Annotated in this window: 6 protein-coding genes and 1 riboswitch; all 6 genes read left to right on the top strand. The window is 40.4% G+C overall.

What is annotated here, in order from left to right; translation table 11 throughout:
* The first annotated feature begins 36 nt into the window (after positions 1-36).
* The 6 genes from NLX67_RS03370 (at position 37) to NLX67_RS03345 (ending at position 12,737) form a co-directional block, all read left to right on the top strand.
* The gene (locus NLX67_RS03370; RefSeq protein WP_254310390.1) at positions 37-552 is read left to right on the top strand and encodes a JAB domain-containing protein; all 516 of its coding nucleotides are present in this window, start codon (positions 37-39) and stop codon (positions 550-552) included.
* The gene (locus NLX67_RS03365) at positions 549-890 is read left to right on the top strand and encodes a hypothetical protein (RefSeq protein ID WP_254310389.1); all 342 of its coding nucleotides are present in this window, start codon (positions 549-551) and stop codon (positions 888-890) included. The genes NLX67_RS03370 and NLX67_RS03365 overlap by 4 nt, the downstream gene beginning before the upstream one ends.
* A complete protein-coding gene (locus NLX67_RS03360; protein WP_254310388.1) occupies positions 887-1,111 on the top strand; it encodes a hypothetical protein in 225 nt (74 codons plus the stop codon). Before NLX67_RS03365 ends, NLX67_RS03360 begins: the two co-directional genes overlap by 4 nt.
* A gap of 554 nt (positions 1,112-1,665) precedes the next feature.
* Positions 1,666-4,761 carry an S-layer homology domain-containing protein gene (locus NLX67_RS03355; RefSeq protein ID WP_254310387.1) on the top strand — a complete coding sequence of 1,032 codons (3,096 nt, stop codon included), beginning with the start codon at positions 1,666-1,668 and terminating at the stop codon, positions 4,759-4,761.
* Between the two features lie 821 nt (positions 4,762-5,582).
* Entirely contained in the window at positions 5,583-8,882 is a 3,300-nt protein-coding gene (locus tag NLX67_RS03350) for an autotransporter outer membrane beta-barrel domain-containing protein (RefSeq protein WP_254310386.1), read from the top strand.
* Between the two features lie 586 nt (positions 8,883-9,468).
* A riboswitch (cyclic di-GMP riboswitch) is annotated at positions 9,469-9,553 on the top strand.
* Between the two features lie 13 nt (positions 9,554-9,566).
* On the top strand, positions 9,567-12,737 hold the full coding sequence (locus NLX67_RS03345) for a S8 family serine peptidase (protein WP_254310385.1): 3,171 nt from the start codon (positions 9,567-9,569) through the stop codon (positions 12,735-12,737).
* Positions 12,738-12,757 lie beyond the last annotated feature (20 nt).

Below are 12,757 nucleotides of genomic sequence, written 5' to 3'. Positions count from 1 at the left end.
GAATTAGGGATTTTTCTATTTAAGGAGGAATGCAGAATGAGAGCATATGAAAAGAGCAAGGAAGAACAACTGGAATTTTTGAATGTTCGGGAAGCTACCGAGACGGGAGTATCTGCCAAGCGAGTGAGCATTGTGTCACTGAAACTGGTGAGAGAATCAAGCATTCTCTACAAGAATCGATGTGTAAGAAGCCCACAAGACGGATACCTTTTGTTCAAGCAGTTTCTCGGCGATCTGGACAGAGAGTACTTTGTGGTGATGTGCCTGGATACGAAGAATCAGCCGACTGCGATTAACATCTGCCATATTGGCAGCCTGAACGCCAGCATCGTTCACCCAAGAGAGGTTATGAAAACGGCTATCCTAGCAAACTCGTCATCCATTCTTGTAGCTCACAATCATCCAAGTGGACTGCCAGAACCGTCAAGAGAGGATGTGGAAGTCACGAAAAGGTTGGCAGAGGCAGGGAAAATCATCGGCATTGAAGTGGTCGATCACTTAATCATCGGTGACGGAGAATACGTTTCACTAAAAGAAAGAGGCTGCCTATGAAAAGAGAATTCGAAATGGAATCCATCAACTGGTTTATCGAAGGGTTTAGAAAAATGACTGGGCAGACTGTAGCATCAGAAGAAATCGGCTACGAGGCGGTAGAGCTGTTCCAGGACGAGATCGGCCATGAATTCATCCCGCCGAACCATTTGGCAAAACTGCCCGATCCGATGCTGATCGAGACGATGGTGTATGGCGATAAGGGGGGAAATGAATGGGTTGCTGGAATCGTGCTTTGCGGAAAGGTAGAAGACGGACTGTACACGTTCTGGACGAAAAATGGGGAAAGCATCAGTCGGCAGTTCATAAACGAAAGAGAAGGAGAGGAAGAAAGATGACAGAAAGATACCACCGCATTGTTATAGACGGAGAGGTGTATTACCGGGAGTACTGTGAAGGGCATGACAGTTACGGGGATGAGCTGCTTACAGAAGAGGAGCTGGTTGAAATTCTGCTTGGGGAAGTGGTTGATGATGAAATTACGGTGGACCCGTACAGGGTTGAAAATGCTATTCTGCGCATCATGGACAGAACCGACCAAAACCTGATCCATTTTTAAAGTGATTTAAGAACGGTTATATTGGAGCATTGTCCGAGCAGTTTTCCTTTTCGTGACAGGGATTGGATAAATACTTTCTGCTGGACCTTCTTCTAGAATCCAAAGTACTGTAATGAATCCCTGGTCAAAATGTAGAATGATTTCTAGATGAATCAGATCCCCTTTTCGCACCGAACAGGTTGTCTAAAGTCGGGAAAACAATAGTCATTCATATAAGCTTTTAGAAAGAGTACGCGCCAGAACCTCGCTTGCTACTGCAGGACAAGTATGCCATATTTTTAAATCCACACTTAATACTTTAGAGCAATCTTCCTTTTTCTGTATGAAGTTTAAATTTAAAAATATTATGTGTAAATAAAATAAGAAACCTGCAAGCTACTATAGTGTGCCTCTACTATTTACTTGATCAAAGTATGCAAATAACTATTTTTATAGATTTGAATTCCAATATTACTATTCCATATTTTGATAGAGACATTTATAATAGGAAATAAAGTTTACTAGATTTATTTATTATTCCAAATAAGGAAAAAATACGAGCGGGAGAGTGTCCGATGAAAAAGTATAAATTAGGATCCAAGAAATCGTTAGCTTTATTCACTGCTGCGGCAGTGTCTGCCTCTATTGTAACACCAGCTTCAGCTTCTTTTTCAGATGTAACAAGCCCATATAAGGAAGCGGTTAACTATTTAGTTGAAAAAGGCATCACAACCGGTTATTCAAAAACTGAATTTGGGATTACAGGTCAAATTAAGCGTGTGGATATGGCCATTATGCTGGCCAAAGCCCTTGAATTGAACACGTCTACAGCTCCTGCTTCCGGATTTACGGATGTGCCGGATCGGGGAGTTGGTGCGGTAAATGCACTTAAAGCAGCCGGTCTTGTAAATGGAAAAACCACGAAACTATTTGGTTCCAACCAGCCGATGACACGGGGAGAGATGGCGCTTATTCTAGCAAGAGCATACGAATTAAATGACACTTCGTCAGCGTTAACATTTACAGACGTGCCGGATCGGTATGAGGCGGCGGTAAAAGCGTTAGTAAAATCAAAAATAACGAATGGTCAGTCGGCGACAAGATTTGGAACCAATACACCAATACGCCGCGGCGAGTTTGCAATTTTCCTTTACCGTGCGGAAACGCTGGTGAAAACGCCTGAAACACCAGAAATACCAGAAACACCGGAGGTTCCTGTACTGGAAGTATCAAAGGTGACAGTTGTATCGAAAGCAACTGTTCAAGTCACATTCAACAAAGCAGTGGACAGTGCAACTGCAAGCAATTTTTCCATTGCGGGTGGTACGGTTACCTCTGCTTCATTGAATAATGATAAAACAACGGCAACTCTTCAAGTGTCTGGGCTTGCGGATGCGAAAAACTACACCATTGCATTTAATGGATTGAAATCAGGCGGAACTGCAGCGGTATTGGCATCTGAAACATTTACCACTCCCGCTGAAGCTGTCAAGTCATGGAATTTAAAAGCAAGTGCTGCGTCTACATCATTAATAGCAGACGGAAAAACGTCTACGAATATTACGTACCAGCTTGTGGATGCTGCAACAGGAGCGGTGGATACAAACGCTGATAATGTGGTGGTCGACGTATCCACGACAAGCGGCTTTCTTGCCAGCTCACGCATTACCTTACAAAACGGAACAGCGTCAGTAAAATTAACGTCGCCACTTAGTAATACGGACGTAACGGCGAGTGTTACAGCAAAAATCGTCACAGCTTCCGGTAACTACAGTGCGTTAATAGGGAAAACGGCCGGAACGGTTTCTGTCCAATTTAAGAAATCGACAGATCAGTTTACTGGGGAAATTCCTATCTTAAAAAGTGCTTCTTCTACTCAGGCAGATCGTCTGATGCTTGTCTTTGACCGGGATATTACGCTCGGCTCGCTTGTCCAGACAAATTCTAAAGGAGAATTGCTTTACAAGTATGATGACAACGGATCAATAATTTCTGATGTTGTAAAAAGCAAAATGCCTTCTGATATAGAAGCTGGTTATATTTATCATTTGCTTTATACGAATGGCTTAAGCGTTAAACAAAATGCAACAGCTAAAGCAATTGTTGGTCTAAAACCGGTAGCGGGTAATTCAAAAGCGCTTGAAGTTATTTTGGAAAAAGATGAAAAATTAACAAATAACCAAGCAGTCGATATTGAAGTTTCTCCTAAAAATGTAGATGGGCAGACAGTTAAATCAAGTGTAAGATTTTACTTGACAGATGCGAAAAAGCCGGAAGCTATATCCGCACAAGCCATCGGCCAAAATCAAGTAAAAGTTAATTTCTCGGAAACGATTGACGGTGCTGCTTTCAAGCTGGATGCGTTATATACCGATTCTACATTTGACGTCGAACTCGGTGAATACAATCCTGCTACTCAAGAAGACAACCGTCATACAGCGCTGTTAACATTAAATAATACGTATAACGAAGGAACCTCCGGGGCAAAAGCAGGCTATTTTACTGCGGGTACTCATAAGGTAGAAGTTTCTGCTATTAAAGACATGGTTGATAACACAGGGGTAACAAAAAATCTTGATTTTACAGTTGCAGGTAATGCAACAAAACCAACTGCTACTGTAAAAGTAGAATCACCTGAACAATTCCGTGTAACATTTAATACAACAGTAGATATAGCGGAAGTAAAGGCCGCATTAAAGCTTCAAAAGCTTAACACCAGTACAAATGCCTATGCAGACGATAATTCAGGAATGACATACAGCATTACAAAAGTGCCAGATAAAAATGAATATATGGTCGAACTGCTGCAGGATTGGACGGATGTAGGGGTAGTTTACACTGCAAACCAATATCGCTTATTTATAGAGGCTGGAAGCATTTCTAATACGACAAACGGTGTAAAAAATGCTGATATTGCACTGAATTTAAATTATTCAGGTTCTCCTTTAAAAACAGCAGATAGTAAAAAACCTTCGCTTGTATCTATTGAACGGACAGATGAAACTAATACATTTATTATCACAATGGACGAACCGGTAAAATTAAAGGGTTTTGATAATGATGATACAGGAACGTTCAATAATACTGTTGTCGAGTTTACTGGGAAAGATGCAGATGGAAATCCAAAGACTGTAGCTGGAACAATTGTAAACTATGTGGATGATGGCAGCGACAAAAAATTCAAAGTAACCGCGAACCTTCAAGATCTTGTTAATAATCAGGCATATAATACGAGCTGGAGTGTAGTAGTGAAAGACATTACGGATGATGTTGGAAACCTAACAGCGGCTACTACCGCTAAAACATTTACAGTAGCGAAACAAGCAAATAACATTGATTTTAAACTTATGGGTGCCCTAGGTGAAATAGATAATGGAAATGATAAAGTGACGCTGACATTCTCAGAAGGTGTGCAGCATAAAGGCGGAGCGAATGATGCAACAGTAGCTGGAATTTATACGCTTAATGGAGCGGCCCTTCCATCTGGCACCACAATTTCAGTGGAAGATGGGGATACCAATCCACTAAACGGATACGAAAAAGTAGTCATTCTTTTACCGAAAGATACATTAAAAGTAACGTCAAATGTCATCGTAGTGAAAAAAGGGCTTGTTTCGAATGATGGATCAGTTCTGATTGGAGAAAATGCTGGATCATTTGCAGGAGAGTAATCATCCGGTAAGAGTTTCATAGAGAAAAGATTAAAATAGCTGGTGGTAAATTATCGTCCAGACTTTCGACAACCCTGTTTCAAATCTTTGATTTGAAACAGGGTTGTCTTTTTGCTTTAAGGCAAAGATTTGTTCAGTCTATTATCCTTTTCATTTACATCCGTAAAAATGCTTTCGGTGGTTTCTTTGTGTTCCGAATAAATTTCTTTGTTTTGCGAGTTGTGACACAGATGAATCCGCTATAGCCTTCCTACACATGTAGCGGCTCCGCTTCATATGATTTTGGCTTTGTTTAAAAAATGAAGACGTTGTCTACAAGCTGGGACCGGTCACTATGGTGATCGGTCTTTTTTTAATGATGTGGGGAGAGAAATTTCTAAAGAACTTGTTTTGAAGAAACCAAATCAACTAGAAAAATAAATTTAACTTATTGTATTACAGAAGATGCTTGTAAGTCTAAAGACCTAATGGGAATCTAAGGAGATTTTGTTTAGAAAGAAGATTCATGTGTGATGAGCGAATCAAAAAAGTAATATCATTCGGGACTTTTACCGCTGCTTATAGATAGCATATTTTTCATTTTTATAAATACAGGTAAAAAACATAAATAACAATAAAAGGCTAAAACAAAAGACTATTTTATCGGATGCATAACATTTTTTTCAATTAAATTATCTATTTTACTAATCTTATAGGGACTATTGTTTAAAACTAATAAGATGTAATTTTTATAAAAACATAGGAATTTTTGTTTTTATAAGTTAATATTATGCATATAGGAAAATATTTGATTACTTTGTCGAAAATGGAGGAGAATAGAATTGGGTAGAAATGATTTTAATGAGAAAAAGGTCTTGAAAGTAAGGAATGTTTTGTCGAAGACGGTGATTTCAGGGATTATAGCACTAAATGCAACGGCTTTTTGGACACCACCTGTATCAGCTCAAACACCAGTAAGCGCAGTTGCTTTAGAGGGAAATCAAGATATCGATGCACCAGAGTACCAAAAGTGGACTATTACGAATTCAAATAAAAGAGTGACGTTGTCCTTTGATGAAAATATTGAAAACAACAAAAAAACCACGTCTGCATTAAAAAGTTCTATTAGCTTCTCAGGTGAAAAGCTATCAGATCGAGATAGGGTCTATATAAGAAATAACACAGTTATAGTCGAGTTTGCAAATGCGGTAACAGGAACAAATGTGTTGAAAATTGACGCTGGGACATTAAGTGATAAAGAAAAAAATGTAATTTCAGAATCAATTGTAGCTGACATTGTTGCACCGGATATTACAGTACCTCAATATGTACAGTCAATCGTGACAAATCAAGATAAAAAAATTACGCTGGTATTTAGTGAGGACATTGAAAGCAATAAAATTAATTCTTCCTTAAAAGAAGAGATTAAAGTTTCAGTTAATGGAAGAACTTTCAACTCTCTTGGCGAGAATGATAAAGTTTCTATTAGTAGTAATCAATTAATCATTGAACTTTCAGAAGGTCTGTCAGGGGATAAAAATGCCATAAAAATCTCGTCAAGTACTCTAAAGGATTTAGCTAATAACGTTATTAAAAGTGAAATTGCAGCTAGAAATATCGCTTCAACTTTGGCGGCAGCAGAAAAAGCAGTTGCAGCTTTTGAATCAACTGTAGATTCAGTAAAAGAAGTGAAAGAGCTCGTAACGAACAAAGAAAAAAGACAAGCAGCCAGTGCTCAGTTTACTCCTGCTTTTAACGCGGTTCAACAAGTGTCGGACCCAGCAAAAAGCGAGTTACTCAATCGCGTAAATGCAGCAAATGATAAAGTGATTGCCGCGGGCTTTGTGAATTCTTTACAGGCTGCGACTAAAGGCCTAACTGAAGATAATATTTTCCAAGCGCAAATTAAATTAACTTCTGCATCAGGCAACGTAAATGCACTTCCTAACGGGGATATTAAAACAGCATTATTGGACCTGATCAAAGTGGAGAAGAATAAAATTAATGCATTCCTAACGCCTAAAGATCCAATTATAACAGGAGTAAAAAACAATCAAGTGGCTCAATCGCCTACACCTGCTGTTGCAGCGATTGAAGAAGTAACACTAACTGCTGTATTGACTAAAGACGGTGAAACAGTTCCAGGCTACAAGCTTGGTACAAAAATTACTGAAGACGGAGCTTATGTATTAACCGTCACAGCGAAAAGATCCGGCTTAACATCTAAAACAACAACAGTTAGCTTTAAGGTAGATAATACAGCCCCAACAGTTCTGAACGCAGAAGTAACAAATTATCAAACGATCAAGGTAAACCTCTCCGAAGCGGTTACAGGTACGCCTATTGTAACAGTAGACGGTAAAGCAGCAACTGGTACACTTTCTAAAGACGGTAAATCAATTGTTGTTGGGAATAAAGCTGGCTATACAGCTGGTATACACGTAGTAGCATTGAGTGGTCTTAAAGATACAGCAGGCAATGAGCTTGCAGTGACTGAAAATGTAAGAGTAGCACCGCTTATTAAATCACTTGTTCTTACAGGCGACAAAGTAAATGAGAACGGCACAGCGAAATTTGTATTAAATTCTGCTGATCCTGCTGCGGATGCTGTACTTAACGCAGTCGGTAAAGATGCTGAACGCCAAAATGTAAACCTTGATGAGGCTGAAGTAGTTTGGACATCAAGTAATGAAAAAATTGCAACGGTTGAAAATGGTGCTGTAACAGCCGTAGAAGGAGCTGCTGGTAGAGTTACCATTACTGCTAATGTGTCCGGCGTGAAGAAATCTATCAACTTTACTGTTTCAGCTGCACCTCAAAAACTTATGCCTGGAACGCTGGTCCTAACAGAAGAGTCAGCTAACCTTGATGCTAATATAACAACAAAAGGAGTTCAACTTGAAGTTGGAGATGAAGAAGTACAAGTGTCATTTACTGGTAAAGATCAATATGGTGAAGAGTACACACCAACAGTAACGTCTACTTCTTATAACACAACAATTGCAACAGAAAAAGAAGCAAACAATACAGTTACAATTACTAGTGTAAAAGCCGGCAATACGAAAGTAAGCGTAGGATCTGGTTCTGACAGAATCATTCTTGATGTAAAAGTGATGGATACTATCGCACCTGCAGTGAGTGATATCTCAATCACAGATACTAAGAATGTAACTGTAAGCGGTGATGTAGACGCCAATGCGCAAACAATTACGCTTAATGGTGTTAAAGCTGCAGCTCAATATAAAACAGGGGACGTAACACTGAGCGAAACTGCAACGGTTACATTATTTGGGCATTCAATGGAGGTTACTCCAAGATCTAATTTTATAGCACTCTTGACAAAACTATTTGATAACGGAAATAAAACGGTAAGTGGTACTACGTTATTAGCTCTTGATGGCCAAACTATCACACTTGAAGACACTGCAGGCAATGCAACGACGTATACAATAAAAGTAGTGAAATACACTGCACCTACAGTGAGTGATATTTCAATCACAGATACTAAGAATGTAACTGTAAGCGGTGATGTAGACGCCAATGCGCAAACAATTACGTTTAATGGTGTTAAAGCTGCAGCTCAATATAAAACAGGGGACGTAACACTGAGCGAAACTGCAACGGTTACATTATTTGGGCATTCAATGGAGGTTACTCCAAGATCTAATTTCATAGCACTCTTGACAAACCTATTCGATAAGAAAACTGTAAGTGGTACTACGTTATTAGCTCTTAACGGCCAAACTATCACACTTGAAGACACTGCAGGCAATGCAACGACGTATACAATAAAAGTAGTGAAATACACTGCACCTACAGTGAGTGATATTTCAATCACAGATACTAAGAATGTAACTGTAAGCGGTGATGTAGACGCCAATGCGCAAACAATTACGTTTAATGGCGTTAAGGCTGCAGCTCAATACAAAACAGGAACAGTAACATTGAGTGAAACTGCAACGGTTACATCACTTGGGAAGTCAATGAAGGTTAATCCGAGATTTGATTTCATAGCACTCTTGACAAATCTATTCGATAAGAAAACTGTAAGTGGTACTACGTTATTAGCTCTTAACGGCCAAACCATCACACTTGAAGACACTTCAGGCAATGCCATGACGTATACATTAAACGTTAAATAATCTTCCTCAATAAAACGAAATGTTATAAGCTAGAAATCTAGCGAAAGAAGTGAAAATAACACCCCATGGTTATTCATGAGGTGTTATTTTTGTGCTTTAATATAAAAATGTGTTTGAAAATCAAATTAAAACAAAATTCTACAGGTGCGTTTCAATCGTCATGGTAACATGGCGAGAGAAGAAATTTGAAGAAGCCGAACCGAATAGAAAAACAAACTTATATTATTATTTTGTATAAGATCTAGATAAGCCCTAATTCCTTCCGAGGAGTTAGGGCTATTTTATTGGGAAAGGAATGCAGCTTGAGAACGGAGGGCAGAACAACAAGTTATTTCTCGATATATGCAAGAAAAACAGGTGATTTCAGTTTTGAAGGATGAAGTGAATGGAGAGTCATCGCGTTATTGGATAGTGGATTATTGAACTGGCCAGCTGTTTTCTTAAAAGAGAATACGGCTCATTTTCCTAGTAGTATAGTCAGCAAAAACTTTTTTTCTTCTTTACTTCTTATTTTTTATACCGATATATATTGTAACTGCTCAACCATGTGTAAAAAGTTAGAAACAGGCGGAGTGAGCAGTTCATTATACCGAAAAGGCAAATCTATAGAAATGTAGAGACGCAAAGCTATAGGGGCTAAACCGGATTCGGCAGGCCAGCCAGCTGTCGAAGGGAGAAAGAAGAATGAAAAAGTGGTTGTCATTGTTGGCAGCAGGAAGTTTAATGGTTCCATCATATACTGTATCGGCACAGCCAAACGATGAGCAAAAGGTTATTGTTGTGTTTGACGAGAAAATAGATAAGAGCGCGATAGCAGAAGCGGAAGGAGAAATTAATCATCTTTATAAAGAGATACCTGTCGCGTCTATAACTGTTCCGGCAGATGAGATACAAGAATTGAAGAATGATCCAAGCGTGGAGCGGGTGGAAAAAGATACAGTGGTTCGCACCTCTGCTCAAATATTGGACTGGGGGATTGAAGCGGTAAATACGCCGGCTGCTTGGAATTCTGGCTACACAGGAAAAGGAGTCAAAGTAGCTGTCGTGGATACCGGTATTGCTTCGCACAGTGACTTAAATGTGGCGGGCGGCACGTCGTTTGTGGATTATACAGCTTCTTACGAGGATGATAACGGGCACGGCACGATTGTGGCCGGCATTATTGGCGCAGAAGATAACGATTTTGGAACAAAAGGCGTAGCACCGGATGCGGACATTTATGCGGTAAAGTCCTTAGGGGTAAAAGGGTCAGGCTATTTATCCACCATTATTGCGGGAATCGATTGGGCCATTACAAACAAAATGGATATCGTGAATTTAAGCTTAGGCACGCAGACACATTCCGCTGCACTTGAGGATATTATGGATGAAGCATACGCAAACGGCATGCTGATTGTCGCAGCAGCTGGGAATGACGGAACAGCAGCCGGCACAGAAGATACGGTGGATTATCCAGCGCGTTACAACTCGGCTATTGCGGTAGCAGCGGTAGATTCATCTTTGAATCGGGCGAATTTTTCGTCAACAGGAAACGCGGTGGAGATTGCCGCGCCAGGTGTGGATATTTTGGCGCCTTATTTAAATGATGGATACGCAAAAGCAAATGGCACATCGATGGCAGCACCATATGTAGCCGGAGAATTAGCACTGTTAATGCAGGCGAATCCACAGCTGACTAATCAAGCGCTTCGTGCCAAATTAATTGAATCAAGCAAGGATTTAGGCTCTGTTGGAAGAGACACCTTTTACGGTTTTGGCTTGATGCAGCTGCCGACGCTTGGGATGTATGCGCCTCTAGAAATAACAGGAGTAAAAGAATTATATGACAGTGGGCATTATTTAGAAGGGACCGTAAGTAGCAAATCCGAGGTTATGGTTACAGTAGATGACACGAAGACATTTGTACAAGATACAGACGCAAATGGAGCATTTAAAATCAAAATTGGCAACTGGGCTGCCGGAACATCTATAAAACTCAAAGCGTCGGCAGGATCAAGCCAGTCTTCAGTCGTAGAGAAGACGGTTCTGCCGGATGAGACAGCTCCTACTGTAGAAACAGCAGCCGTGACAGAGGCCAGTACGACTGTAACTGGAAAGATCAATGAGGAAGCAAAAGTCCAGCTTCAAATCGGATCAACGCTTTATCCTGAAACAGCCGTTGCGACAGATGAAAATGGCTACTTTAAACTCACTGCTGCTAAAATGCAGGGGGGCTCAACAGTGAAGCTGATTGTTAAAGATAATGCCAAAACACCGAATGTCACGAATCATGATATCGTTGTTGCCGATCAAACAGCACCGTCAATCGGAAAAGTAAATCCGGTTTCCAACACATCAAATTTTGTTGAAGGAACTGTAAATGAATCGGCTGTTATCTATGTGAATGTAATAGATAAAAAAGGAAATGTATTGAAGAAACTTGGCGCAACCGAAAGCACAAATGGAGTCTTCAAGTTTCCTTTGTCCTTTAAACTGTCAAAAGGGACCATTCTTTCCTTGCAGGCTGAAGATCTTTTCGGCAACACTGGCAAAATCGTTAAATCGACTGTTATCGAAGACCGAACGCCGCCTAAATTACTGACGCCGGCTAAAATAACGGTTGATGACAGCGGACCGCAGATTGTAACAGGGCAGCTTAGTGAAGCGGGACGTGTTGAAATAAAAGAACTAGGCATTCAAGCGGATACTGATGTGAATGGTTACTTTGAGATAAACGTGCCGGCAAGCAAAGCTAATGCAAAGCTGACATTTGTTTTTTATGACAGCGGCACAGCCAAGTCGGAAACAGCTGTTACGGTAACAGATATTACAGCACCTGAAATTGAAGTTGCTTTGCAGCCTGTTTATGAAACATCGAAATATGTGGTCGGAAAAGTGAGTGAAGCCGCTGTCGTCACAGCGGAAATCGGCGGGAAAGCGGCAGGCTCGATTAAAACAGATGCAGAGGGCAATTTTAAGCTGCTGGTGAACCGGAAAGCAGCTGGTACAGTCATTGTGTTGAAAGCGAAAGACGCGGCCAAACCAAAAGCACTTGAGAGTCACCCTGTTTCTGTAACGGTGATTGAAGATACAGTAGATCCGGTGCTTGATCCGCTTACTGTAAAGCTGAATGATGCCAGCACAATGTTAGAAGGCAAAATAAGCGAGGAAGCGAAAATAAGTGTTGCGATCGGCGGAAAAGCTGTCACCAAAAAACCAGTGGCGACAGATGCAAATGGGAATTTTAAAGTGACAATAGGTAGACAAAAAGCCGGTACCGATGTGTCGGTTTTGATAGAGGATTATGCAGGGAGCCAAATAACAGAACTACTGACAGTAGCAGATCAGACAGCACCTGTATCAATTAAATTGAACCCCGTTTATCATACGTCTACAACAGTTAGTGGTTCATTTACTGAACAAGCCTCCGTCAGCGTTTTTAAAGTAGATGCGAAACTAGCAATCATTGGCGTTGCTCTTGGAACAGGGCTGACAGATGAAAAAGGCCAGTATACGGTTTCGATAGGCCCGCAGCCGGCTGGAACAAAACTGATGATTCAAGCAACAGACAATGTGAATCTTGTCAGTCAACCCGTGTACATCGTTATAAAAAAAGATAATGTGGCACCTTCATTTGCTGGAGTACCTCAGGTAAATGATACAATGACGGCAATTGAGGGCAACATCACGGAGCAAGGCACAGTACAAGCGAAAGTAAACAATATAGTTGTAGGCGAGGCTATGACAGCAAGCGATGGGAGTTTTAAAGTTATAATGAATCAGATGTACAAGGCAGGTACTAGAATAACATTGGTGCTTAAGGATTCGGCAGGAAATCAGCGAACAACTGCCGTGGCGGTTGCAAAAAGTTTTTAAGGAATAACTATATAAAAAAA

Origin of the sequence: Domibacillus sp. A3M-37, from assembly GCF_024213455.1 — a bacterium.
In the GTDB taxonomy this organism is placed as follows: domain Bacteria; phylum Bacillota; class Bacilli; order Bacillales; family Domibacillaceae; genus Domibacillus; species Domibacillus tundrae.
The sequence above is the reverse complement of the archived record's forward strand: the minus strand, read 5'-3'. Positions and strand labels throughout refer to the sequence as shown.

Excerpts from the sequence above, each read along its gene's own strand:
- NLX67_RS03370 (WP_254310390.1), top strand. The coding sequence starts at position 37 with ATGAGAGCATATGAAAAGAGCAAGGAAGAACAACTGGAATTTTTGAAT.
- NLX67_RS03365 (WP_254310389.1), top strand. The coding sequence starts at position 549 with ATGAAAAGAGAATTCGAAATGGAATCCATCAACTGGTTTATCGAAGGG.
- NLX67_RS03360 (WP_254310388.1), top strand. The coding sequence starts at position 887 with ATGACAGAAAGATACCACCGCATTGTTATAGACGGAGAGGTGTATTAC.
- NLX67_RS03355 (WP_254310387.1), top strand. The coding sequence starts at position 1,666 with ATGAAAAAGTATAAATTAGGATCCAAGAAATCGTTAGCTTTATTCACT.
- NLX67_RS03345 (WP_254310385.1), top strand. The coding sequence starts at position 9,567 with ATGAAAAAGTGGTTGTCATTGTTGGCAGCAGGAAGTTTAATGGTTCCA.